23 protein-coding genes are annotated in these 26,727 nt (G+C 42.1%); 11 read left to right on the top strand and 12 right to left on the bottom strand.

All coding sequences use genetic code 11. From position 1 onward, the window contains the following. Window positions 1-115: 115 nt before the first annotated feature. The 4 genes from H5125_RS19235 to H5125_RS19220 form a co-directional block, all read right to left on the bottom strand. Entirely contained in the window at window positions 116-970 is an 855-nt protein-coding gene (locus tag H5125_RS19235) for a universal stress protein (protein WP_182745058.1), read from the bottom strand. A gap of 32 nt (window positions 971-1,002) precedes the next feature. Further along, complete coding sequence (locus H5125_RS19230; protein ID WP_101085950.1) at window positions 1,003-2,493, bottom strand: SulP family inorganic anion transporter; 1,491 nt, start codon at window positions 2,491-2,493, stop codon at window positions 1,003-1,005. 439 nt (window positions 2,494-2,932) lie between these two features. Further along, window positions 2,933-3,130, bottom strand: a complete 198-nt coding sequence (locus tag H5125_RS19225) for a hypothetical protein (protein ID WP_101085951.1) — start codon at window positions 3,128-3,130, stop codon at window positions 2,933-2,935. Between the two features lie 44 nt (window positions 3,131-3,174). Next, window positions 3,175-3,396, bottom strand: a complete 222-nt coding sequence (locus tag H5125_RS19220) for a hypothetical protein (RefSeq protein ID WP_162022408.1) — start codon at window positions 3,394-3,396, stop codon at window positions 3,175-3,177. Window positions 3,397-3,706: 310 nt separating this feature from the next. Between H5125_RS19220 and H5125_RS19215 the strand changes: the two genes are divergently transcribed. Further along, window positions 3,707-4,549, top strand: coding sequence for a sulfotransferase domain-containing protein (locus tag H5125_RS19215; protein ID WP_182745057.1), 843 nt, complete (start codon window positions 3,707-3,709; stop codon window positions 4,547-4,549). 109 nt (window positions 4,550-4,658) lie between these two features. Here the strand turns inward: H5125_RS19215 and lgt are convergent, their stop codons facing one another. After that, the gene (gene lgt, locus H5125_RS19210) at window positions 4,659-5,435 is read right to left on the bottom strand and encodes a prolipoprotein diacylglyceryl transferase (RefSeq protein ID WP_182745056.1); all 777 of its coding nucleotides are present in this window, start codon (window positions 5,433-5,435) and stop codon (window positions 4,659-4,661) included. Between the two features lie 181 nt (window positions 5,436-5,616). On the opposite strand from lgt, the gene H5125_RS19205 reads away from it, so the two are divergent. Together H5125_RS19205 and H5125_RS19200 are read left to right on the top strand one after the other, a co-directional pair. After that, window positions 5,617-6,462, top strand: a complete 846-nt coding sequence (locus H5125_RS19205; RefSeq protein ID WP_182745055.1) for an RNA pseudouridine synthase — start codon at window positions 5,617-5,619, stop codon at window positions 6,460-6,462. A 79-nt stretch (window positions 6,463-6,541) separates the two neighbouring features. Next, entirely contained in the window at window positions 6,542-7,318 is a 777-nt protein-coding gene (locus tag H5125_RS19200; RefSeq protein ID WP_182745054.1) for a DUF2057 domain-containing protein, read from the top strand. Between the two features lie 380 nt (window positions 7,319-7,698). Here the strand turns inward: H5125_RS19200 and ybaK are convergent, their stop codons facing one another. Beyond that, window positions 7,699-8,172 (bottom strand): Cys-tRNA(Pro) deacylase, encoded by a 474-nt coding sequence (gene ybaK / locus H5125_RS19195; protein WP_182745053.1) that lies wholly within the window; start codon window positions 8,170-8,172, stop codon window positions 7,699-7,701. A gap of 10 nt (window positions 8,173-8,182) precedes the next feature. Beyond that, window positions 8,183-9,151, bottom strand: a complete 969-nt coding sequence (locus H5125_RS19190; protein ID WP_182745052.1) for a TDT family transporter — start codon at window positions 9,149-9,151, stop codon at window positions 8,183-8,185. Between the two features lie 210 nt (window positions 9,152-9,361). Between H5125_RS19190 and H5125_RS19185 the strand changes: the two genes are divergently transcribed. The 3 genes from H5125_RS19185 to H5125_RS19175 all read left to right on the top strand — a co-directional run bounded on the left by H5125_RS19185 (window position 9,362) and on the right by H5125_RS19175 (window position 12,382). Continuing rightward, window positions 9,362-10,264, top strand: a complete 903-nt coding sequence (locus tag H5125_RS19185) for a LysR substrate-binding domain-containing protein (RefSeq protein WP_182745051.1) — start codon at window positions 9,362-9,364, stop codon at window positions 10,262-10,264. Window positions 10,265-11,277: 1,013 nt separating this feature from the next. Beyond that, complete coding sequence (locus H5125_RS19180) at window positions 11,278-12,093, top strand: hypothetical protein (protein ID WP_182745050.1); 816 nt, start codon at window positions 11,278-11,280, stop codon at window positions 12,091-12,093. 70 nt (window positions 12,094-12,163) lie between these two features. After that, window positions 12,164-12,382 (top strand): hypothetical protein, encoded by a 219-nt coding sequence (locus H5125_RS19175; protein ID WP_182745049.1) that lies wholly within the window; start codon window positions 12,164-12,166, stop codon window positions 12,380-12,382. A 640-nt stretch (window positions 12,383-13,022) separates the two neighbouring features. Here H5125_RS19175 and H5125_RS19170 read toward each other — a convergent pair. After that, a complete protein-coding gene (locus H5125_RS19170) occupies window positions 13,023-13,661 on the bottom strand; it encodes an NAD(P)-dependent oxidoreductase (RefSeq protein WP_182745048.1) in 639 nt (212 codons plus the stop codon). Between the two features lie 203 nt (window positions 13,662-13,864). Between H5125_RS19170 and H5125_RS19165 the strand changes: the two genes are divergently transcribed. The 4 genes from H5125_RS19165 to H5125_RS19150 are packed head-to-tail and all read left to right on the top strand — an operon-like array spanning window position 13,865 to window position 18,035. After that, window positions 13,865-15,379: a cryptochrome/deoxyribodipyrimidine photo-lyase family protein gene (locus tag H5125_RS19165; RefSeq protein WP_182745047.1), complete on the top strand. Its 1,515-nt coding sequence runs from the start codon at window positions 13,865-13,867 to the stop codon at window positions 15,377-15,379. Beyond that, complete coding sequence (locus H5125_RS19160) at window positions 15,369-15,509, top strand: DUF2256 domain-containing protein (RefSeq protein WP_011636257.1); 141 nt, start codon at window positions 15,369-15,371, stop codon at window positions 15,507-15,509. Before H5125_RS19165 ends, H5125_RS19160 begins: the two co-directional genes overlap by 11 nt. A gap of 11 nt (window positions 15,510-15,520) precedes the next feature. Further along, window positions 15,521-17,107: a cryptochrome/photolyase family protein gene (locus H5125_RS19155; protein ID WP_182745046.1), complete on the top strand. Its 1,587-nt coding sequence runs from the start codon at window positions 15,521-15,523 to the stop codon at window positions 17,105-17,107. Between the two features lie 28 nt (window positions 17,108-17,135). After that, on the top strand, window positions 17,136-18,035 hold the full coding sequence (locus tag H5125_RS19150; protein WP_182745045.1) for a LysR family transcriptional regulator: 900 nt from the start codon (window positions 17,136-17,138) through the stop codon (window positions 18,033-18,035). A gap of 175 nt (window positions 18,036-18,210) precedes the next feature. Here H5125_RS19150 and H5125_RS19145 read toward each other — a convergent pair whose 3' ends face one another. Both H5125_RS19145 and H5125_RS19140 read right to left on the bottom strand, forming a co-directional pair. Next, entirely contained in the window at window positions 18,211-19,005 is a 795-nt protein-coding gene (locus H5125_RS19145) for an alpha/beta fold hydrolase (RefSeq protein WP_182745044.1), read from the bottom strand. A 13-nt stretch (window positions 19,006-19,018) separates the two neighbouring features. Continuing rightward, entirely contained in the window at window positions 19,019-20,038 is a 1,020-nt protein-coding gene (locus H5125_RS19140) for a DUF2817 domain-containing protein (RefSeq protein WP_182745043.1), read from the bottom strand. Window positions 20,039-20,283: 245 nt separating this feature from the next. Here H5125_RS19140 and H5125_RS19135 point away from each other — a divergent pair, with 245 nt between their 5' ends. Continuing rightward, window positions 20,284-21,498, top strand: a complete 1,215-nt coding sequence (locus H5125_RS19135) for a 4Fe-4S binding protein (protein ID WP_101085971.1) — start codon at window positions 20,284-20,286, stop codon at window positions 21,496-21,498. A 79-nt stretch (window positions 21,499-21,577) separates the two neighbouring features. On the opposite strand, the gene H5125_RS19130 is transcribed toward H5125_RS19135, so the two are convergent. Both H5125_RS19130 and H5125_RS19125 read right to left on the bottom strand, forming a co-directional pair. After that, window positions 21,578-23,047, bottom strand: a complete 1,470-nt coding sequence (locus tag H5125_RS19130; RefSeq protein ID WP_162022395.1) for a carbon starvation protein A — start codon at window positions 23,045-23,047, stop codon at window positions 21,578-21,580. A 554-nt stretch (window positions 23,048-23,601) separates the two neighbouring features. Further along, on the bottom strand, window positions 23,602-26,184 hold the full coding sequence (locus H5125_RS19125) for an acylase (protein WP_182745042.1): 2,583 nt from the start codon (window positions 26,182-26,184) through the stop codon (window positions 23,602-23,604). Window positions 26,185-26,727 lie beyond the last annotated feature (543 nt).

Below are 26,727 nucleotides of genomic sequence, written 5' to 3'. Positions count from 1 at the left end.
ATAGTCCGCCCTAGCAGCGAAGCGACCCTAGCAGGACATAGTCCGCTCTAGCAGCGAAGCGATCCTAGCAGGACGTAGTCCGCCCTAGCAGCGAAGCGACGCTAGTCTTTTTTGCTTAGCGCAACAATAACAATGGGATGTGGCTTTTACTGATCATCCGTGTCGTGTTACTACCAACAAAAAACTCACGAATGCGTGAATGACCGTAAGCACCCATTACCATTAAATCAATTTGGTGTGCTAGCTGGTAAGCCTCTAGAGCCGTTTGCACCTCGCCCTGACAAACCGCAGTTGTTACCTCAAAACCAGCCTCGGTAAGAGAGTTTGCAACTGAAGTCAATTCGGTTAGCGCTTGAGACTGATTGTCAGACACCATCACTAAATGGCATGCGAGCCCTTTAAGTAGTGGGCTGCTTATCACGCGTTCAAGCACGGTTTTCGAAGTAGCACTGCCGTCATAAGCAATCATAAAACGGCTTGGCATTGTAAAATCAGCCATCACCACTAAAATCGGCTGCTTAAGCGTGCGAATAACACTTTCTAAATGACTGCCAATCGCTTGCGCTTGATCTTGATGCTGCTCACCTTGACGACCAATAACCACCAGTCTGGCATCAGCTTCCTGCTCAAGTAGCGTTTCAACTAAATCGCCATGGCGCTGCAGTGTTTGCACAGTCACAGAAGGTTGCGCCGCCACAATGCTCGTTTGCGCATCTTGTAGCATATATTTACCTTGTTCGAGCGCGAGTTTGCTCATGCGCCCTTCAAGTTCAACCATTTCAGCAAGCAGATGCTCTCGGCTTCCAAGGCCAATATTTCCCGACAGATTTAACTCTGTAGGATAGGCAGACTTATCCAATACATGTAGTAAAGTCACTGGGGCATTCAACTGCATAGCCGCCCACCCACTAGCATCAGATACCGCGCGTGTTGCTTTTGAACCATCGATACAGGCAATCACATTTGTCATCATTATTATCCTTTTATAGTGTTGCTATGGGCTTAGTGACCTGACATCATTTTTTCAACGTCTTCGGGTTTATCATGCACACCAAATTTATCCACAATGGTAGCGCTGGCTTCGTTAAGACCAATTAACTCAACTTCAGTGCCCTCACGGCGGAATTTAATCACCACTTTATCGAGCGCCGATACCGCAGTAATATCCCAAAAATGTGCCAAAGATAAATCAATAGTCACCTTATCAACCACTTCTCTGAAATCAAATGAGTTGCTGAACTTATCTGCTGAGGCAAAAAAGACTTGGCCAATAATTTGATAATGACGGCCAGTGTCTGCTGAAGTGTCGGTGTTTTTAACCACCATAAAACGGCCCACTTTATTGGCAAAAAATAACGAGGCAAGTAACACACCTACAAATACCCCAATCGCTAAATTATGGGTAGCGACAACCACAACAACTGTGGCAACCATCACAAGATTGGTCGATAAAGGATGATGTTTAAGATTACGAATAGAATCCCAAGAGAAGGTTCCAATAGACACCATGATCATCACGGCAACGAGTGCAGCCATAGGGATCATTTTTAACCAATCACCTAAAAACACGATCAAGATTAGCAAAAACAAACCGGCAGAGAATGTCGACAAACGCCCACGCCCGCCTGATTTAACGTTGATAATTGATTGACCAATCATGGCACAACCTGCCATGCCGCCCAATAAACCAGCACCGATATTCGCAATACCTTGGCCCTTGCATTCGCGGTTTTTATCGCTTGGCGTATCGGTTAAATCATCAACAATGGTCGCTGTCATCATCGATTCCAATAAACCCACAACAGCAAGACCAGCAGAGTAAGGGAAGATAATCATTAACGTTTCAAGGGTTAATGGCACTTCTGGCCAAAGGAAGATTGGTAACGTATCAGGAAGTTGTCCCATATCGCCTACGGTACGGATATCTAATCCCATGTAAACCGCAAAAATGGTTAAGCCGACAATACAGATCAAAGGTGACGGCAACGATTTACCAATAACTGGGATGAGTGGGAATAAGTAAATAATACCCAGTCCAGCGGCGGTCATAGCGTATACATGCCACGTCACATCAGTGAGCTCTGGCAACTGCGCCATAAAGATCAGAATGGCGAGTGCGTTCACAAAGCCGGTCACCACCGAACGCGAGACAAAACGCATCAAACTACCAAGCTTTAAGTAACCTGCTGCAATTTGAAATATGCCGGTCAATAACGTTGCTGCTAATAAATACTCAAGACCATGTTCTTTAACTAAGGTCACCATCAATAGCGCCATAGCACCAGTAGCCGCAGAGATCATTCCAGGACGTCCACCCGTAAACGCGATAACCACAGCGATACAGAATGAAGCGTACAAACCCACTTTTGGATCAACCCCAGCAATAATAGAAAAGGCAATCGCCTCAGGAATTAACGCTAGCGCGACGACTATACCTGCTAACAGATCTCCACGGATGTTGGAAAACCATTCTTTTTTCATGTTTTGTATCATGTATTTTACTCTGTTTTAATGTTAGCCAATATGCCAATAACATATGTTAACGCCTGAGATATCAGCGTGCGTCAGCGGTGAAATTAACTCATTAATGCGACAAAATGATATTGGATAGTGATATACAACAAAAACTACCAACATGGCAGCAATTACGGACGGATCTTAACGATCCAAATAGGGAGGGAAAACTAATGCGGCTTAATATTCATTATGGAAAAACGACCTCGGCAATATGTGTAAATTAGGCTTAAAATTTATTAAACGCGCAGTGCATAAAAATGCAGCGGCAAGTATAAAGGGTTGCATAAGTAAAATCAAAGCGTTTAAACAGTAACACCGCGGACACGTTTACTGGTTTAGAGCCTTGTCAGAGCAGTTAAAGTGGATACAACACTCAGCTATCCCCTTTTAATGCTCAACTGAACAAAGCCCAACGTTATGATGAAGAGATAACCGCAATTTTTTCTGAGGTAAATTTGTTGTACGCAACGATTAAGCCGTAAGCCATTAATACTGAAACACACTCTGAAATAGAACCCAATAACCGGAATGCTTCATAAGCAGAGCGAGGAATTAACGTTGCATAAGTTGACCCGAAACTTATTATCACTAGCAGAAAAAATGGTAACTGCATCAAAACAGCAGCCTTAACATTAAAAGGAGACCTAGGAACAACCTTTAATTGCTTGCGGTTTCAGCGCCTAAATTAACATCATTTTTGAGCATCAACACCACTAAATAGATCAAACCAAATAGCGGTACAATTGATAATACAGCGCCAAGCACGCCCGCCATAATCGGTGATTTTGTTTTACGACGACCAAGAAAATAACTGATAACACCCACTAGCAATGCGAAAATAACAATTAACTGGCCAACCAGCGTTGCATTAATATTCATCAAAACTCTCCTTGTTGTTTTATACATAATACAGCCTAAAATACCTCTACCAAACGGTCGCAAGGCATTTATTAACAAGCATGCTACATTTGCTAGCAATTTGATGCAAAGCAATTAATGTCAGCTCTTAACAATAAACCATGCACTATGAAGCTTGAAATTCATTACAGCGTTTACATTTAGCGACATTATCGTCGTTATAATCACAGTTTAATCCCTATACAAACACCCCAGTAAACTTGCCATTTTGCACAATTATCGGTAGTTTTACTGCATTGAACGACGTAAAAATAATAACAAAGGATTACGGATGGGAAACATACTTTGGGTGGCCTCTTACCCTAAATCGGGTAACACTTGGGTACGCGCATTTTTAGAAAACTATATTCAAAATCAAGATCAACCGATTGATATTAATACCATGCACACTATTTCGACAGCAGAGTCGGCCGCGCATCGTTACCAACACTATTTACCAAAAAACAAAGCCGCCACCACCGAACTGACGTTAGAAGAAGTCAGTATACTAAGGCCACAGGTTCAGGCTGATATTGCGCATCAAGCTAATGGCACCACATTTGTCAAAACCCACAACTACCTAGGCGAATATAACGGTCATCCACTGCATAATTCCCTAGTCACATCTGGGGCGATTTATGTGGTTCGTAACCCGCTAGATGTGGCAATTTCAATGGCCAATTACTTTGATTACAGCATCGATGAAGCCATAGCTTATATGGCAGAAGAAATGACTGGTACGCCAAATGAAGCACCGCATGTGCCACAAATTATTACCTCTTGGTCTATGCATGTGTCTAGTTGGACTGCCGATGACGCATCAAAGCTGATTTTACGCTATGAGGATATGCTAGATGATCCTAAAAAGGTCTTCCGTAAAGTAGAATCCTTTTTAGGTTTGAAAAAAGACCCTGTCCGCCTGAAAAATGCCATTAAGCATTCATCTTTTGCCCAACTAAAAGCCCAAGAAACCAAACGTGGCTTTGTTGAAAAACACGAAAATGCTAATGCCTTCTTTAGAAATGGTGGCAAGCATCAGTGGAAAACCAAACTGACGCCAGAACAAGTGCAAAAAATTGTGGATACCCATTACGAACAAATGAAGCGCTTTAAGTACTTACCTGCTGGAATGTAATGCCAAATAAAAGGCATTAAAGCCTGACTCAGATTGCTCATAAAAAAACGTCCTATTGCAGTAGCAATAGGACGTTTTTATTGGATATCACTTTCAGTTTGTAAGCATATTAACTGCGTTTACGGTATGCCATAATCAGCAACACAATACCGGTGAACAGAAACGGTAAGCTTAACCACTGGCCGGCACTGAGCATTGACTCATGATATGCCGCCTGGCTGACTTTCACGCTTTCAATCGCGATACGCGCAGTAAAGACCAATACCAAAAACAAACCAAAGATAGCGCCGTGTTTTTGCTTCATATTGGTGTATTTATAAATGGCGAATAGACCGATAAATATTAATAAATAGGCAAACGATTCATATAACTGCGCAGGATGGCGCGGCAACATATCAATACGTTTAAAAATAATGCCCCATGGCTGATTAGTGGGTTCGCCCAAAATTTCTGAATTAGCAAAGTTCGCCATACGCACAAAAAAGCCAAATATGGCTGTCGCGATCGCTAAACGATCGAGTAAAAACAAAAACGGTAACTTCACTTTACGTTGGTAAAAATACAGACCCAATATCGCTCCTAACCCACCGCCATGGCTAGCAAGGCCGCCTTCCCAAATCGCAAATATCTTCAGCGGATGAGCAAAGTAATACCCAGGGTCATAAAAAATACAATGAGCTAAACGCGCCCCAACAATAATGCCAATCACGCAATACACTAATAGATTATCAAGAGACTCAACATCTAAGCCTTCTTTTTTGTAAAAGTGCTTCATCACCTGAAAACCAGTGGCTATAGCCAACGCAAAAAGCGCGCCGTACCAATGTACGGTTAATCCCATAAACGAGACTAATATAGGATCAAAATCCCAAACGATGTGTTCCAAGTTACCTACTCCAAATTGATATGGTGTTTTGTCGCGTTATGCTAAAACAACTTTACGACAGATGATACATAGATACTTAAGCGAAGAGAAAGTTTCATTAACTAATCAACATTGAAGCGCTAAATAAGGTAACATTTAGCGTTATTTACTGCTGATAAACTGCATTGTTAGAGTTAACCAAATGATGGCCGATAAAACCGAATACCATATTGATATTACCGAGCACAGTACTGACGCCATTGATCTATTAGCGCAAGTCAGTAGTCTGAGTAAGCAAGTATTGAAAGATGCTATGCAAAAAGGCGCTATTTGGCACAGCCATGGTAAACAAACTAATCGTATTCGCCGTGCAAAAAAACCTTTGCAACCCGGTGACAAGCTGCATCTTTATTACAATCAATACATTCTAGATGAACAAGTCACACCGGCAGAGTTATTGTTTGATGAAGCTGAATACAGCATTTGGTACAAGCCCTATGGTATGCGTTGCCAGGGCTCAAAGTGGAGCGATCACACCACCATTAATCGCTACGCTGAATTAAATATGCAGCCACAGCGCAATGCCTTTATTATTCATCGCCTAGACCGTGCTGCCACCGGATTATTAGTATTGGGACACAGTAAAAAAGCCACTGCCGCTATTGCTAAGCTGTTTGAAACTCGCGAATTGGAAAAGTACTATCAAGTGATTGTTGAAGGTGAGTTTCCGAGCAAACCCGTTACCATTAATACTCCAGTCGATAATAAACCGGCGTTATCCCACGCCACCTTACTGACCTACAACTCAGAGTTGAATCAATCCAAAGTACAGGTAAAAATAGACACGGGTCGTAAGCATCAAATTCGTATTCATATGGCAAGCTTAGGCCACCCCGTTGTGGGCGACCGTTTGCATGGCAATGGCGACGAGCACTCGCCCGACCTTGCACTGACATCGTGTTTTTTCCGTTTTGTTTGCCCATTAAGCAACACGCTAAAAACCTTTGAACTGCCAGAGTATTACCGACCAGCATTTATTACCCATTAAGCAATGAAGTAAATAAGCAATTATTGTGCTTACACATAACAAACAATATTGTTCATCAACATCAATGGAACCACACACTATGCGTCATATCATCGCGTTACTTTGTCTTACTCTTAGCCCTATGGGCATCGCCGCCAGTTTACAACTGCCAGACAGAGCCGAAACGGTATTAGTTAATGGTAAAGCCTCACAACAGCAATCGAGTGTAAAACTGGACTTAAGCATGCCCGATAATATGCAACAAATCGCTTTTCGCTATCAAGCCCGTTATCGAGATAATGGCAGCCAAAATAATTTTATTTCTGATGTTGTTATTTTGCGTTTTCAGGCCAGCGAGCAAAACTATCAACTCACTTTGCCGACCATTAACTCTGCCTCACGCGCCAATCAATTTAATGATCAACCCACTATAACGTTAACCGACAATACGGGTAAAAGCATTGTATTTACTCAAGATAAACTGATGAAATCAGGCTTACAAATTGGCCGTGATTTTGCTCAAGAAATCGCGCAATATAATGGATCTGGTGCCATAGCTGCAATTGCATCAGCTAAACGTATCAACAAAAAAACAGCTACTGCAGCGCCCGTAGTACCAATAGCACCAGTAGCACCAGTAGCACCAGTAGTAATAGTAGTACCAGTAGTACCAGTAGTACCAGTAGCGCCAGTAGCGCCAGTAGCCATAGTACCAGTCGCAAAAACGGCAGAGGTTACCGCAAGTAACAATACTGCCGACACTCAGGTTAATAAAACTGAAAATATCACCCAAGCAGAAATCAGTAGAATGCTCGATTATTGGTATCAAAAAGCTAATCCCAATACCCAAGCAGAGTTTAAAGCCAAAATAAATTGATAATGAAGGGTGTTATTGAACGAAGGTAAAACCTAGAGTTTGAACTTGAATAGTTCAACACTCACTCTTTTGAGACTGATTCTTTTAGACTGACTTGTTTAAGAGCAGATATTTTACGATAAAATGTTTGAGATGAATTGTTTGAGGTGAATTGTTTGAGGTGAATTGTTTACTGCAAATGTTTACGGCGATCTCTTTATAGCTAACCTTTTATAGCTAACCTTTTATAGCGAACTCTTTGTAAAAAATTATTGGCTGTAAAATGCTTATTTCGAAATGTTTGCTGCGAAATGTTTGCTGCGAAATGCTTGCTGCGTATTGCTTGCTGACAATGGTCATTAAGCTAACAATCTCATCGGCCAGTTAATGGCAAATAGACGTTAGCGTTGGGCACAAATATCAGCAAAGGTGGCTTTCAATAACCGTTGTAAATCAGCAGGGCTTAGCGAGATATCTACGCCTCTTTTGCCGGCGCTAATGTAGATACGTTGATGCTGCTGTGCAGAAATATCGATAACTGTCGGCAAAGGTTTTTTTTGCCCTAATGGGCTCACTCCACCCAGTACATAACCGCTAGAACGCTCAACGACTAATGCCTCTGCCATGCGGGCTTTTTTTGCGCCTGCGGCTTTCGCGATTAACTTCATACTCAACATCGACGACACTGACACAACCCCAACCACCAGCGCTTGATTATCTAAACTCACCACCAAGGTTTTAAACACTTGTTCCGTTGGCACGCCCAGTTTTTGCGCTGCTTCTAAACCATAAGATTCACTATTAGTATCATGGTGGTATTCATGTACTTCAAAATCTATTTTATGCTTTTTTGCTATCTCAATTGCTGGGGTCATATACGCTCATTTATGGATTAGCCACCAAGACTCTATTCGGTTGATAAAAATGCAGATATCGCAGACAAACATAACTGACAACCACGGTAGCGACAAGCAATTCAAACTCAGCTAATGCATTAATTTGCTGTACATATTCCGCAGCCATGCCAACACTTTCCATCCAAACAGACATCTTAAATAATGCCGTTGCCCCAATCACCATCGGAAACGTAAACGCGGCATAACCAGGACTAAAAGGTAAACGCATCAGTTTGAAAAAACACAAATAGATAATTGCAGTCATTAACACTCCAATACCAAATAATAATCCAACAATGACCGGCGATGGTTGTTCAATTACGGTTAAATAACCCGCCAAAGATAAACTGGCTGGCGCCGCTAAAATCGCTAAGGTTGGTTTGGCTGCATCAGGGATTTGTTCTGTAAATATAAGACGATAAATCATCATCGGTAACATTATGGCATAACTTAACATGCCAAAAATCAGCGCGGCATGAGCAACCCACGCGAGATGAATACTGCCTGAAAACGACACATCTGCCACCACAATACCAATAGGAGGAATAAACCAACTCGGCACCATATGATGCAGAGAAAATTGCTTACTGCGATGATAAATAAACCCGACCAAAAAACCGATGTGTAGCAAAACGGCAAATGACCATAATAAATCACCTGCGAGTGCCGAGGCATAACCCAGCGAATTCGACACCACCATTAACGCCATTGCAAAAGTAGGTACCACGCTACCAACGACTGGATGAGCGAGATCTTGACGTAATAAATGTGAATGTAATAAAAATTTAGCACTTAAAATCAGCAATAATACACTTGCGATGGCAGCCCCAACCCACTGACTATAATGGTGTAAATCAACGAGGGTTTCCCAACTCCAACCTAAACTTGCAATTCCCAACGCTAATCCAGCCATAGGGGTTGGAACTGCCGTTAGTGTTTGTTTTACTGCCCGAATCATTACAACCTCAAAACAACCCATCAGAGAATAAGCTTATATTACGCTTGCACTTTGTTTATATATATCCAATTATATGAAACATACGTTCAGAAAATATGAACGAAATATCGATCATAACAATAACGATGAAGATAAAACCGTTCACATTAACTTTATAACCATCAAACTAATGCTATTTCAAACTCACTCTATATCAAACTAAGCGGCGCTATGCACATTTCATTAAAGCAGCTCAACGTGTTTACCAGTGTTACCCAACATAAAACCTTAACAGCAGCAGCCGAGGCGCTGTATTTGTCTAAAGCCGCGGTGAGCATGGCACTGGCTGAACTCGAAAAACAACTGGGTCACCCGCTATTTGATCGGGTCAATAATCGCTTGGTGCTGAATCAAGAAGGACACAAGCTATTACCACTGGCCGATGAGCTGCTTAGTAGAGCAAATAATATCAGTCAATTGTTTGATGCAGACCACGCTTTTACGGGTCAATTGAAAATAGGTGCCAGTGACACCTTAGGTAATCATGTTGTACCCGGGTTATTGAGCCATTTTCGGCAGCAACATCAACATTTTTCACAAAGCGTGGTGATTTCCAATTCACGTCTAATCTGCCAAAAACTACTGGATTACGAGTTAGACATTGGCTTGATTGAGGGTAAAAGTCATCACCCAGAACTCATCGCCAGTCAGTTTAGCCATGATGAAATGTGTATTATCGCTGCGCCTCATTTACCCATAAATCTGCAGGCACAATGGACGTTTAATGATTTAGAACAAAGTGAATGGATATTACGTGAGGCAGGTTCTGGCTCGAGAGAGTTTTTTTTGCGCACTATCGCGCCGCAAATAGAATCGTGGCATGAAGTGTTTGAACTTAACACTACTGAGGCATTAATTAACAGTGTCGCCGCCGGACTTGGCTTAGGATGTTTATCTGCTTTGGCGGCACAATATGCGATTAACGATGGCCGTGTGACTCAGCTCGACTCCCCAATTAAGGGGAATCATATTAATATGCAGCGACCGTTTTGGTTGGTGGTTCACAAAGATAAATATCACAGCCCGCTGTTGAAAAGCTTTATTGAGTTTTGTCATCAATGGGATAATTCATAAAGCGATGCTTTTATGGGTTCTAGTTCTGCTATTTATGGCCTGCGGCCACTAACGTCGTGGCGCTTTGCCATACCTATTTTTCAAACTTCGTTTGAATTAAGATTGCAAGGTTCCACCCTGCACAGGCCAAATACATCAGACATCCCAGTCACTCTTCTCTGTCATTTCGGTCGCCATTTCCCATCATCCCGGTCACCACTTTCCATCGTTCCGGTCGCCATTTCCCGTCATTCCAGTCGCCATTTTCCGTCATTCCGGTAATGCTTGTGAGCCGGAATCCAGCTTTGTTTTTTATACTTTGTACTTATGGCCTGCGGCAACTAACGTCGTGGCGCTTCGCCATACCTATTTTTCAAACTTCGTTTGAATTAAGACCGCAAGGTTCCACCCTGCACGGGCCAAGTACATCTGACATGCCAGTCACTCTTCTCTGTAGTTCCGGTCGCCATTTCCCGTCATTCCGGTAATGCTTGTGAGCCGGAATCCAGCTCTGTTCTTTGGTTTTAGTCTTGGCGATGGCCTTCGGCCACCAACGTCGTGGCGCTTCACCATATCTATTTTTAAACTTCGTTTGAATTAAGATCGCAAGGTTCCACCCTGCACGGGCCAAAAGGGGATCAACAGCAATCCCCTCTTGGATCACCCCTGCCGTTCCGGCAACATTTTCGCTTTTTAACCAAACAACAGCAGCGAAAAAATTGCGACGGAAATTGATCCAGCTTTTAACTTCGTCTTAGTGTTCTTCAGCCTTATTCGAAAATGCTAACGCTTCCGATGGTACATCCTGTACCGCGAAAGCTAGCCTGACGTCCTGTCAGGCTCACGCTATTTTCTTCAACGACCTCAAGTTCAGAGTTGAATTTAGACATTTTCAAGCAGAGACCAGCTCGTTTTTGGACGTAAACGCTTTATAAAAGCCATTGTTTCAATTTACTTTTTACAAAATATCACCTTGCCCCCACTAAATTTATGATTTCACTAAATTTAGAACTATGTCAATTAGCAAAATAACTTTGAAGATAAATAAGTACACTTTAACTATATTAGGTGAGCCCAAAAAGTCACAAAAGACACCAAAAGAACTAGTGTCTGAAAAAATATATTTTTATGTAAAAGACGAAAAAGGCAATAAGTTTGCTTTGCTGGTAAATGGGGAATATTTTGCATCAGGGATTCAATCAATAGCGGAGTATTCTTCAACAATAGTTAATGAAGTTTCATTTCCTATTCAGGCATTAATAAGAGTTTTACCCGTAAAAAATGAATTTAATGAGTGGGCTAGTGTTCCATTAGTCATACGCAAAAAAACTGCTAGCAAGGCGTCTCATCCAGGAGAGTGCATGAATATTTCAGAAATATATATTTTAATCCGCGAGATAAGCACTAAACTGCCAGTTTTTTTTGATGGTGTGGAAATAAATTTTCCTCTCGAACAAGTAGATGCGAATATAGGGAATTGGTCAAATCCAAATAATATGGGAATGCTAGTGACAGGAGATAATATCGGATCGCATAGTGGAGTATATTTTTTTGCAAGGCCTAATGGTGAGATATTCTATATTGGTAAAGCAGCTAGTTTACATCACAGAATTTGGGATCATGTGAAAACTCCAGTTACGCTCTCTGATGGTAACAAAGTTTATCCAAAGCATGGATTTCGCTGTAGCACTTCAGTAGACGAAATTGAGTCTATAGCGTCGGGGAAATCTTTGTTAGGAGTTGCTACAATATCTGATCCTGACTTAGTCTCATTTATTGAGGTTTACCTTCATACTGCTCATATTAAAAAACATGGAAAACTACCCTCCCTTAATAAGCAAATAGGATAGTAATGCCTAACAAACGCAACCAGACCGACATCATGTACTACGCGTTATATGATTTTCAGTGGAGTCATCTATGCTAGCTGTAATTAAACGGTTGTTAAATGTAATTAGTTTTGTTGCATTGTTAGCTTTGGCATTATTTAGCTGGATGATGATGACAGGTTCTATCGCGAATTGGGTCGTGTTCACTGAAGTAAATTTAATTCCACTAGCTTTAGCATTTATTTGTATTTTAATCGTTAACTATTTAGCTTTTGGCAAAGTAACTATTTGGCATCAGCATATTAAATAACAATATTCAAGAAATTAAACAAGCAAACAGAATTAAGATTATCTATATATTTAACTTTATTAATTATCGGCCGTTATGACTAAATACTTGCAACACCTTACATGCTGTACAGAGTAAAACTATTAATTTATAATAATTTTTCTATGTTGATCTGCTTTGCGAAGCAACAATGTATTTATTGCAGTGCAGCGTTATACATTCTATATTCTAAAAAAAAGTCAAAATAACAATAAAGTTAACAGAAGGTTAAGGCTTAAATTTGTTGAAATATGCGACTAAAAAAGAAGAATTTGCTAAAACGATTGAGATGCTTAGCATTCTATTTAAGGTCAATAAAACAGACATTCGACCTAAGAGAGCATTCCAATATTTTGTATGTTTTATTTTCCTATTTGCATCTTTACAGCATTCACCAGATAGACAAATTGAAGCGTGGACAGTAAACGCCATCATTCCAAAACTGAGACTTGTAACCGAAAAGAAAATAGAACAGAAGCTATAGTATTTTTAAATTAAGTAAATTTATTCAAAACAGCTTATCTCGCCATATTTTAATCCTCATCCAGACCTTTTACATCCACAAGCATAAAAAAAACAGGCCATTTTGGCCTGTTTCGATTAATCACCCACCCAATATCACTTAGTAAGCAACGCTAATACGTTGATTAACATGCTTAGCATTTTCGGCTTCATCGAGCATAGCTTTGGCATAATCCACTACTGATACTCGGCTTTGGCCTAGTGCATCGGTAAAGAATTCGTTGCCGCCTAAACGGTATTGGCCTTCTGACTCTCCAGGGAAAATAATCGCTGCGGGGCTAACATAAGTCCACTCGATAGTAGAATCTGTATCGCGGAACACAGCTAGTGCCTCACCTTGGGCGATGGCTTCGGCTTTATAATCTGCAGGAAACTCTGGTGTTGATACTAACGTCACGCCTGGTGCGACTTCTAAGCTACCTGCACCGCCAACCCATAACAAACGCGGTGTGCCTGCTTTAGGCAAGTGTTGCAATAATTGCTTAGCGGTTTGAGAAACTACTTGATGGTTTTGTGCGGTGCGGCCACCGATTGACGCTATAACAACATCAACATCGGCAAATGCGCTAGCGATGGCATCGCTTGTCATCGTGGTTAAATCAAGCGTACGTACGGCCACATCTTGAGTGACTTTGCTGGCGTCGCGCACTACGGCAATCACTTCATGGCCTCGGCTTATCGCTTGTTGCATGATAGTGCCACCAATCCAACCTGTTGCGCCTAATACTGCTAATTTCATTTTGTGTCTCGCTCTATTAATTATCAATGGAGCTAGTTTAGTGGGTAATATTTTAGAGATAAATATCGATAATTGCGCTTAATTGTTTCATTTAAAGATACAAAGTAAGATGTAAAATCATTACGTAATTGTGTCCTTAAAAGCAATCTAAACCGCAGGCTAGTGCGTATCTAATGGCTCATTCATCATGAGATTTTGGCGCCATGCCCGACACAATCAAACAAGCTATTAATATTGTCTGGTTTAAACGCGACTTGCGCTTGTCTGATCATCAACCGCTCGTCGATGCGTTTAACCACAATTTACCCTGCTTGCTCATTTACACCTTTGAGCCATTTATGCTGGCTGACTCGCATTATAATGAACGCCATTGGCGCTTTGTGTGGCAGTCGCTGCAAGATATGAATCAACAACTGCTCCGATTTAACGGACAGGTGTATATGTTCAGTATGCCGATGATTGACTTACTAGATGAGATATCCCAAACATTTGAAATTAAGAATATTTATAGTCATCAAGAGATAGGTTTACACAACAGCTTTGAACGCGATAAAACGGTTGCTCGCTGGTGTAATCAACAGCAAGTTAATTGGCAGCAGTCGCCTACTGGAGCTGTAGTGCGTGGCCGAAAAAATCGTCAGGCATGGGATCAACACTGGCAACAAGTAATGAACAGCCCTATTGCCATCCCCAACTGGCAACAATGTCAGTTACAAAAACTCGATAACTATCAAGACCCGCTTATCGACCAGGCCATCATTACACAAAATGATCAGTTTCAAATAGGTGGCCCCAAAGCAGCCAGAACAATACTGAGCAGTTTTTTAACCCATCGGGGTAAAGACTATCAGCGCAGCATTTCAAGCCCGAGCTTAAGTCGGACCCATTGTTCACGCTTATCGCCTTATTTAGCATGGGGAAACATCAGTCTAAAGCAGGTATACCAAGCGACATTAACACGTTATAACCAGGTGCAAACCAGCAATAAAGCGTGGAGAAAACCGTTATTGGCGATGATGTCTCGTTTACATTGGCATTGCCATTTTATGCAAAAATTTGAAAGCCAATGCAGCATGGAATTTACCCCGGTTAACCCTGGGTATGTTGATTATCCCTACCGTACCGACGACAAAGTGCAGCAAGATATTCAACGCTGGGCTGACGGCCAAACGGGGATCCCTATTATCGATGCCTGTATGCGTTGTTTAAAAAAAACCGGCTATATCAACTTTAGAATGCGCGCCATGCTAGTCAGCTTTGTGACTCACCATCTCAATATTGCCTGGCAGCATGCCAGCTTACCGCTAGCCAATTATTTTCTCGATTTCGAACCCGGGATCCATTATCCACAACTGCAAATGCAAGCCTCGGTCACAGGTATTAACACCATAAGGTTATATAACCCCGTAAAGCAGTCACAGGACCAAGACCCACGCGGTGAGTTTATTCGATTGTGGTGCCCAGAGCTCACCAATTTACCCAATGAGTATATTCATCAACCTTGGCAACAACCGCCTATGGAAGCGATTTTTAACGACATTATCTTAGGTCGTGACTATCCAGAGCCAATGATTGATTTAACTCAAGCATCACAAACTGCCCGCGATCGTTTATGGTCATATCGCGAACAACCTCAAGTTAAACAGCATATTGTTGCGGTATTAACCCGTCATGTACGCCCAAAGCCCAAACAGAAAAAGGCTCGCCATGACACATAAAAAACCACATTTAGCCCATAAAATCTGTTTGGTATGCCAACGCCCTTTTGCATGGCGTAAAAAATGGGCCAAAGATTGGGACAACGTTAAATATTGTTCTGAACGCTGTCGCCGACATAAATCTGAATAAAGGTAATCACCATGACGACGCTTTACACCCATGCTTCACCAACATTATTGCCGCAAACCAGCACATTGAGACTCATTTTGGGCGACCAACTTAATGCGTCACACTCCTGGTTTAAACAAGTCGATCCTAATGTGGTGTATTTGATTGCCGAGTTGGGACAAGAAGCAAACTACGTCACTCATCATGTGCAAAAGGTCTGCGCCTTTTTTGCCTCTATGGCGCAATTTGCACAGGCCTTAGCCAAGAGTGGTCATCAAGTGATGTACCTAACATTAGATGACACCCAGCACTATGCAGATCTCCCTGCATTACTTGAAAATATCACCACAACCCAGCAACTGACGATATTTGAATATCAACAGCCTGATGAATATCGCTTAGCGCAACAATTGAGTGAACTCGCACTGCCAAAGGTGACTAAAAACAGCTATGACACAGAACATTTCTTACTGCCATTTGCCGATATTCAGCGCGAATTCACACCGAATAAACATGTGAAAATGGAGTTTTTTTATCGACGCATGCGCAAACGCTTTAATGTATTAATGCAAGAGGGTGAACCATTAGGTGGCCAATGGAATTTTGACCAGCAAAACCGTGCGAGCTTTAAAAAGAATGACCTTGCTGATGTTCCTGCGCCCTTGGTATTTTCTAACGATGTCAGTGATATTTTAGCCCGCCTTAAGCGCCATAACATCAACACCATAGGTAAGGCAGAAAGCCAATTATTATGGCCAGTAAATCGACGCCAATCGCGTGAGTTACTCGACTTTTTTTGCCAGCATTTATTGATCCGCTTTGGTCATTTCCAAGATGCGATGACCGAAAATAGCCGTGCGGATTGGAGCTTATATCATTCAAGGCTATCGTTTGCGCTTAACGCTAAAATTATTTCCCCCAGTGAAGTGATTAATAAAGTCATCGCGCATTGGCAAGCGCATCAACATGATATTTCACTGGCTCAAGTTGAAGGTTTTGTTAGGCAAATACTTGGCTGGCGTGAATATGTCCGCGGTATTTATTGGTGCAATATGCCCAACTACGCCACTAAAAATGCCTTACAAGCACAGCGGCCGCTGCCAGGGTATTTTTGGACCGCCAACACCAAGATGAATTGCATGCACCACGCCATAAAACAGTCGCTCGATTATGCCTATGCCCACCATATTCAAAGATTGATGGTGACTGGCTGCTTTAGTTTACTCGCGGGTATCAATCCAGATGAAGTCGACCACTGGTATTTAGGCATTTACATTGATGCCATCGAATGGGTCGAAATGCCCAATACGCGCGGGATGACTCAATTTGCTGACGGCGGAATTGTGGCCACAAAACCTTATGCCGCCAGCGGTAACTATTTGAACAAAATGAGCGACTATTGCAAAAGCTGCCATTACAATGTCAAACTCAAGACAGAACATAACGCCTGCCCATTCAACAGTTTATATTGGCATTTCATTCAGCGCCATCAAGACCGATTTTCACGTAATCCTCGTATGGCAATGGTGTATAAAAACTGGCAAAAAATGGATGTGCACACGCAACAGGCCATTATCAACAAAGCCGATAGCCTATTGAAAAATATAGAAAACTTATAACCTTTAGCTGTCGCGACAGGATGATTTTATGGACAAAATATCTGCTATACGCAGCTTTGTTGAAGTGGCCAGTTGTGGCAGCTTTACCCAAGCGGCCGAGCAACTTGGCTTAAGCCGTTTACAAGTGTCGCGCCATATCAAAGAAGTTGAACAATGGTTAGCGTTGCGATTATTACATCGCACTACTCGCCGAGTTAGCCTCACCCTACAGGGCGAAGAAGCGCTTAATTACTGCCAACGGATTTTAAGTGAAGTGACGGCGATGGAAAGTCGCGCCAACAGCCATAATAATGAACTGGTTGGCAGTATTCGTATCGCCTCGCCCATTGGACTTGGGCAACACAAACTGTATGACGTAGTTGAGGCTTTTTGCCAGCAACATCCTCAAGTTAATATTCAGCTGCTACTGTCGGATAATGTCTCGCAATTGGTGAATGACAGAGTCGATATTGCGTTGCGTTATACCCACCAGCCTGATGAAAGCTTAATCGCCAGACGCTTAATGCATATCGACAATGTGGTTTGCGCATCCCCTGACTATCTCGCCAAACATTCGACCATATTGTCAGCTAATGACTTATTACAACACAACTGTTTACGCCACTCGAGCCAACCACGTTGGGAGATAATCGATGAGTCTCGAACCTGTTTACTTGATGTGAGCGGTAATTTACAGGCCAATGACATGGGTGTATTAATCAATGCGGCGCTTCGTGGCAACGGTATTGTGTGCTTGCCGACCGATTTAGCTAATCACTATCTTGAACAAGGTGAATTGCTTGAAGTGCTGCCCAACACCACTGCGCCGGGTAAGACGTTGTGGGCGGTTTATTTGTCGCGCAGCTACCAGCAAACCGTCGTCAGAGCCTTTATCGACTTTACCGCCAATGCTTGGCAGCAAGACATTAAAAAATGGCAAGCAAGCTAAAGTGAATGATTATGTGATTGAATGAGTAATCGCTACTATTTAGCACTTTCAATTTAGTACTCTCTGTTTAATACTCTCGATTCAGTACTTTCTATTTAAGAAGCACTACTCTATAAGCCCTAATGGATAAGTCCTACTGAATAAGCTCTAACGAATAAGCCCTACTGAATAAGCTCTAACGAATAATATCCAGCAATAATTGTTGTAACTGCTGCGGTTGATCAAGGCTGGCATCGTGACCACAGTCGTCTATTTTGTGTAATTGTGTTTGATAAAATACCGCTAACTGTTCGCTACATTTTGGATGGGCAAGTTTGTCTTGATTAGCGACAATCACGCTAACCGGTATGTCATTCAATACTGGACAGTGAAAACGGGCTGAGGCGTACAATTGGCGTAGCCCATTAATAAATGATGTATGGCATTGCAATCTCAGTATGCTCCAGGCATTAATCACGTCAATACTCTCGCCAAAATGCCTGCTGGTAAAATCTAATACCGTTGCCTCTAGCCAATGACTTTTGTCTGTATCAATACTGTTCGACAAGCTGGCGCGTAAAGCCCGAGTGAACACAGCCCCCAATGACCTCATTAACTCCAAGCATTGGAATCGTTTATACCAAGGTGACAAGTTGGCCGCACTGCTGTTAATTAACACCACATGCTCAACTCGCGAGCGACACTGCGCCGCCATCGTTAAGGCCAACATTCCTCCCATAGACAACCCAACCAATACTAACTTAACTTGGCTTGGTAGCATGCCCTGTTTTAGCAAGGCGTCATCGATTTGTTGCCACACCGCATCACAATAATCCTGCATTTCACCAGGGCTAGACTGATTAACTAACAGGCCGTTACCCGGTAAATCGACGCTAATAACATTCACCGCTTGTTGAGCTAAACGCTGATCAAAACCATACCAATGGCGGCTATCGCGCATTAATCCTCTAAGCAAAACCAAGGTGGTCATCGTTTATCCTCACTTAGCCTTTTTTAGTCCAGAAGCGATTCGCTTGTTGAGTCAACTGCGTCAGCTGTTTAGGCTTTATTTGTTCAATAATTTGTGCATAAGCTGCATCGATAATGAACTGCATTAATACCACGTGACGCCTTAAAATACGTTGATGTCGATGTGTTTTCTGCGGATTAAAATAGCCGGGGAAATTAAATAGTTGACGTGGATTTTTACGCACCCAGGCCCACGAGCCCATTTCTAACGTTAATGGAATAAACGGTTTTTCGCTGATATTACTCGCCACTAAGTAATCCCAAATATCGCCATGAGTCCGATAAAAATGACTTTGTGGCGCTAACCGATAATGGCCGTGGTGAGGGTAACCTTTTTCGAATAATTGCATTAAATGATAAATATAACCTATGCCTGCAAACGGTTGCCGAGTATGCGCATGAGGAAACCACAGATGGTCTAGCAAACCAAAACCAGAATGAGCATCTAAGGCAATAACACTGCTACTTTGTTGCTGTAATTGTTGCACATAGTTTACTAATGCTTGGGTTTCTAGCTCCATACCATTTTGACCACGGTACCAAGGCAAGCGCGGCGAGAGTCGCTGACCACCAACAAGAAAGGTCACGTCTTCGTCTGAATCAATCGGTGCATTACGCATTAAATCAACATTGTTGCCATTGCCTCGGCTGCCACGCAAAAAGCCTACAGGATTCACCACAGGTACAAAAGCTAGACGCACGTGTTTGAGTAATTGCTGTAAATGAGTATCCCAAGGTAGTCGATTGAGTAAGCTGTCTAAAAAGGCCAACACCACTTGTGCACCAATACGCTCCACACCATGCACCCCACCAACAAATAACACCGTAGGGCAAGGTTGCTGTTGTTGCCCAAGCTCAATGGCGGTTACCGATAATTTTTCACCACGATAATATAAATTCGCCAGGGACTTATGCCTAAATTGATGCTGATGCTGGGCAATTAAGCGCTTTAAGGTGTCGATCTCGAAAGAATGCTCAAAAGAAAACTTAGCCATTAGCCACTTTTTACGGTCACAAAAATGATCTTAATAAGGTAACCAGTAATTAAGACAAGTTCATGACAACAGAGTGAAAACACTTAGTTCACACACTGCTTAACAATGTTTACATAAAGTAAACAAATCAATGTAGATCATATATTTAGAAATCAATTATTGGCTTTGGTGACTCCTCTCACATTAGCCCTTAAGCAGAACTTTTATCATTATTGATAGAAAATAAAACACTGTAGGCATCCTCTATGAGTACAATTGAATCAATCACTTTAATGCTAGCCTTGGTATATAGCACCAGCTTACTGTATTGGGGTGGCAAAAAATGGGGCGCATTGGTCAGCGGGGCATTATTGCTCGGCGCGACTCTTGCTAGCTTTTTCTGGCCACTTTTACTTATATTGTTGGGCGCGGTATTAGTTGTTACCGCAATAGGGCAATATCAACCTGCGTTTGCCAATGCAGAAGGCAGACCCAATGCTGTACGTGAGATTTGCCAACATTTCTTTGCCCTTTCGATGTTATTGGTTGGCGTGCAATATGCCATCAATGCAGGATTATTGTATGCCGGAGAAACCCCCTGGTTAATGAGACCGGATGTCGGTGATGCATTTTTGCCTATTGCGGGCGGCATAGAGCTCAAAGCTATTTTAACTCTCGGACTGTGGGATCAAAACCACCCTGCTGCGGTAGTGATGTTATGTGTCGTATTGATCACTGGTGTAGTGTGTAAACGAGCATTTTGTGGTTGGGCTTGTCCGTTAGGATTAGCCGGTGAGTATCTTTATAAACTGAGAAAACGTGTTATTCACGCAGAGTTATTACCGCCTGCGTGGGTAGACTGGCCACTCAGAATGGTTAAATACCTATTATTAGCGGCACTGCTTTATTTGGTTATTTCTATGCCATCGGCAAGCATTCCACACTACCTATCAGGTAATTACCACAAAGTGGCTGACTTAAAAATGGCAGTATTTTTTATGATGCCGTCAATGGTTGCCTTAATCGGTTTTGGAATGATCTTTGCCTTAGCAGCATGGCGTCGCCAAGGTTTTTGCCGTTACATTTGCCCTTATGGCGCATTGCTAGGTATTGTAAGTTTTCTAAGTCCGTTTAAAATTCGCCGTAATACTCAGCATTGTTTAATTGAAACTAAAGGCATGAGTTGTGATAAGTGCACCCGTGCTTGTCCTGCCAATATATCGGTGCATACTCAAAAAAATATCCACTCAGACGAATGCCAAGCTTGCATGCGTTGTGTGTCTGCTTGCCCTAAAAAACAGGCGTTGCAATTTAGCACTCGTAATGGCATTCCGCTTTCTGCCAGAGGGTTACTCATTGTGTTACTGACTATTATGTTTATGTTACCGCTGTTTGCTTACGTAAGTGGCTACTGGCACAGTCAAACACCTAACGATATAAAAATAGAACTGATTCAGAAACTGGACCGTATTGGCCATTAATTTACGGTTTCAAATAGGCAACAAAAAGGGCTGCACAATGCAGCCCTTTAATTAACTAACAATTACCACAATCATTAACTTACTGAGTAGTAATCACTTTGCGTTTATTGTGCGCAATAATCAGCGCAATAAGACATATTACACCTACAACAATACCCACTGGCTGGCTCAGCTGTTGCGGCAAACCAAAACCAATACCTGCGGTCATGATGTACGACACAGTCACACAAGTACCAATAATCGCTGGAATGCTGACAATCCAATGGAAGGTACCACGATCAAACAAATACTTAGTCGCAAGCCACAATACGCTAGTTGAGAGCAACATATTTGAGAATGCGAAATAACGCCAGATTAGGGTGAAGTCAATCTTAGTCATAAAATAAGCAATAATCAGAATCGGAATGGCAACCAGTAAACGGTTTCTGACACTTTGCGGAATTTTAAACGCATCGATAATAGTTAAACGTAATGCTCTAAACGCAGTGTCACCAGAGGTAATAGGGAAAACCGCAACCGCGATAATCGCCATAACACCACCTGCTACACCTAGGTAAGTGGTCGCCACTTGGTTAACAACCATACCAGGACCGCCTATATCGAGAACACTCTTAAGTTCGATATAACCACCAGGGAAAGCTGCGATACCTGCAGTAGCCCACACACATGCCACTACACCTTCTGCTACCATGGCACCATAGTAAACTGGACGAATGTATTTTTCGTTAGTTAAACAACGCGCCATAATCGGTGCTTGAGTTGAATGGAATCCACTGATTGCGCCACAGGTAATAGTGACAAACAATAATGGCCATACAGGTAGCCCACTTGGGTTCGGCTCTAATAAGTCATTGTTATAATGGCTGTGATCAAAATAAGCAAAGATACTGTCAATAGTCGGTAGTTGCGGCGCATGGATTAGCAATGCAACAGCAATAGAGGTTGTCATCACAATCATTAATAAACCAAATGCTGGATACAGTTTGGTAATGATTTTATCGATTGGTAACAACGTCGCGAGAAAGTAATAACCCAAAATCAGTAATACCCAAAAGGTATTATTACTCAAAAAAGTGTCTTTAAAATAATCTAAGTTACTTAACAGCCCTGCTGGGCTCATGATAAATACTACACCAACGAAGAAGAGTAGCATGGCAGTAAATATCAACATGGCACCTTTAAAGTACACATTGAAATAATGGCCAGCAATTTCAGGTAAACTTTTACCGTCTTCTTTTATACTCATTACACCAGAGAAGTAATCGTGAACTGCGCCACCAAGTACATTACCAATCACAATCCAAACCAGTGCTATCGGGCCATATAATGCACCTAAAATTGGCCCAAATATCGGTCCGACACCGGCGATATTAAGAAATTGAATTAAGAACGCTTTAACCGGATGAACGGGTACATAGTCAACGCCATCATTAAATCGTTCTTGAGGGGTTTTAACTTTAGGGTCAATACCTGCTTGTCGCTCAACGAACGGGCTGTAAAACTTGTACCCGAGCAATAGTAGCCCGATACAAATGAGGAAAATCAGCATATTATTGTCATCCAATTATTTATAGGAATATATTCAATGTCGAGTTTGTTTCAGTTAGCTTTCTAGGTCAAGCAACCGGGTGTTATACCAAAGTAGGGATTGCTACCAGTTACTTTCCGTGCATATATACTCACTTTAGCGATAAACTATAACCCTGTTAATGGCTTACCCCAACTTCCTTATAATTAGCTATTTAATTACCCATATCCACACATCAAAAAAATTCAAACATAATCACTTTTAACTCACCTGTGGCTTGTAAACTTACACATCCCTATATACTAAAAATGGTTAATTACCCTTTGTAACACCTAAGATAATGACACCATCACCAATATATCACCTCAAACACATCTTTATAGGTGGGAAGTTAAGTAGCCTGAAATTGAGGTAACAAACACGATTGAATCATCATGTGAACAACCCAAACATCCGCTTACTGGTTCATCTGTCTATTCGTCTATTCGTCTATTCGTCTATAAAATGATAAAACCTCACCGATAAATATCAGTGAGGTTTTAGTTTTATTCACTCATACAGAATAAACCGTTAGTCTATTTTTGCAGCGTTAGCTCGATGCTAGATTCAACTGATGCTTGGATTTCTGCCTCAGTAAATAGCAATGGACGTAATTGTTTTGCCGAGGAATACAATTCACTTTGATCGGAAAAACTTGGACTCGACACATTGCTAGATTCTGAATAAGTCAAAATACCCTTTGCCTTAGGACCGTCATCAGTAAAGCTCACGGTCATCATCCAACTTGAACCATAACGCACTTGGTAACCTTCAGAAGTTAATCCTGATGCTGTAGCATTACCAGAAACAACATCCATAACAGGGCTATATTTATGTTGAGGTATTAAGGTGTCATCGCCCGATAAACTGGTCGAGAACACGTTAAAGCCACCTTCCGCATTATGACTACCAGGCCAAGGTAACTTCACCCCAGATGCAGAGCCATCAGGAAGTGACTTTTCAACAAACTGCACATCCCCCAACGCAACATCAACCGCAAAACCTGCCGCTTCAAGATTCAAAGCTGCATGAGCTAAAGCCACTAATGCACTGCCGTCAGTATTGAGCTTATTGGGCGTAGTTGCTGCACTCATATAATCAAATGCTTCGGTTAGCATGGTGTTTTGATTGAACTGATGGGCAAACTCACGAAGTAACGCCCCACCTTTACTGTCGTTATCTTGTTTACCGTTCCACGATTTTAGCGCGGCACATGATGCCGAGACATCTTTAGACAATGTTGCGCTAACCATCACCGGCGTAGACCCTTGTTGCTCGCACTGGCTGATTAAGTCGGGTAACACCAATTCAGCAAGATAAGCCCGATTGGATAATAAAGCCGCCTCTAATTCCTCAATAGTAAATTTACCGTCATCACCCGCGGCATCTTCCATTAAGGTTAAGCCCATACGAGTACGTAACGATAATTGGCCTCGCTCTGGACCGTATAAAGGAGAGTAGTTTTCGAGCGGTGCCGCTAAGTTAGTTGACCAAAAGGAGTTATTTGAGTTTTGCACAAAATCAGTACGTTCAAGCTTAGGCGCACGTTCATAAGGCATTGGCGAGTCATAACTAAATACCGAGGTATTACCGGGTAAAATAGTAAATCCAGCTTGAGCTCTAGCCGCTTGTATCGCTGGGGTCGTCTTAATAATATCGACCACTAAGTCCGAAAAACCTGGTACGGTTGAGTCGTCAATATAAAACGCATTACCTTCTTTATCCGCATACATGGTGTTATTAAAAATAACCCCATCATAATTTTTAAACGCTTGTTTAAACTCATCTTTATTGGATGCAAGATTCATGGCTAACCAATGATCGAGCGGATCTTTATTGGCCATATTGGCATCTTGAATAAAGAAAGCCTGGCCATCGTCCCATCCAAATGGTGCTAATGCCGGTGGTGCTTCAACCATCGGACCTTTGGCTGTGGTGTAAATATCCTTCTCCGCCACCAACATGCCAGCGGGGCCTGCATTAACTAATACCGAAACCGTTTCTTTGGTGATTGGCATCGGCGAATTATCGTACATATATTGCAATCTATCACCGGCAACTAACTCAAGGTTATACATTACAAAATGTTCTGCGGTTGAAAAGGTATGCGTCCAAGCAACATCTTTGTTAAAACCAATGTTAACCAATCCAGGCATACCAACCAACGAGCCGCCCATCACATCCATTTGTCCTGGTATGGTCAAATGCGACTGCCAAAAGCGTAAATTACCGGTATGCGGAAAATGTGGATTACCCAATACCATACCTTTACCATTTTCAGTTTTATCCTTACCTAAACCCCAACCATTAGAACCCAAATTTCGCGGATTAGTTTCCGGTGTGGTAATGGTTGCAGACCGTGCGATTAATTTGTTGTTCATATCCTGCACAAACGCGGTTTGTGCAGTGGATGGTGCAGGCCCAATAATTCGCGGTAAATACTCTTGAGCATCGCCAGGGTTGGCGTAAAAAATTAAATCTAAAAAGTTTGCCGCCCCAGGTAATAGCGCGATGGAAAATAGATAGCTTGCTACATCGACACCGCAAATAGGTTTAACCCACGGTTGACCAGCACAAAATGGCTCGCCTGTTTGAGTTCCAGCTTCTACATCGGCAAGATATTGATTATAACCCGCACTGAAACCTTCCATTAATGCACGCGAATTATAACTAAACTGTGGGTATTGGTTTTCAGCAAGCTGCCTGATTTTCAATGCTTTGTAGGCAAAGTCAGAAATTAAGTTACCGTTATCTTCACTGGTTGGAAGGCCGGTAGTAAAGTCAATCGAAGCATGGGGACCAAAATACATCGACCGTTCAGAATTGGCTTTAATAAAGCCATCTGCAATTACACATAAATTATCTTGTGCTTGGGCATAACCATTACCGAAACCAAGACTCTCTAAATTGTCGGCGGTAATGTGTGGTACACCATATTGAGTTCGGCGAATTTGGACTTTTAAGCTGCCATTAGGGGCAAAGGCTTGTAATAGAGGAGTAACGACTTCGGGTTCTGGATCTGGTTGAGGGGTTTTACCGTATTGGGTGTCATCACCGCAACCTACTATCGCAACGCTAGAAGCCATGCCGATAGCGAGCAAAATTTTATTCAGTTTCATTATTATTATCCTTGTTGTATCCCAATGCTAAGCAGCAAAATGGATGAGGTACTTAATCCTTTACGCCTCAATTTAAGCTAACAGCACCGCCAAAGTAATCCCAGTTACCTTGAAACGAATGCGCTGTTGTTAAATACAACAAAGACATGCATTACTATTTAAGCAATCATTCTCTCGTGTGTCTACATCTTGATAGAAATAGCCAAAACGTACTTAACAAAAACAATTAACCTTATTCAGCTAACCTCAGTCCTGGATAATAAACGATTATAAAATAGCGACGTCTTTGGATATTTGCGCTGTATTGACCTGAATTGACCTGAATTAAACAAGTTATTTATGCGTAAATACGCCTTGTTAGCAGAACAAATGGCAAGTTTGATATTGATGACCCGCTGCGAGTATCGCTTCGCTGCTAAGGCGGACTGCGTCCTGCGAGTATCGCTTCGCTGCTAGGGCGGACTGCGTCCTGCGAGTATCACTTCGCTGCTAAGGCGGACTGCGTCCTGCGAGTATCGCTTCGCTGCTAGGGCGGACTGCGTC

The organism is Shewanella sp. SR44-4 (genome assembly GCF_014163715.1).
Classification (GTDB): Bacteria; Pseudomonadota; Gammaproteobacteria; order Enterobacterales; family Shewanellaceae; genus Shewanella.
This window is presented reverse-complemented; position numbering and strand designations above follow the sequence as displayed.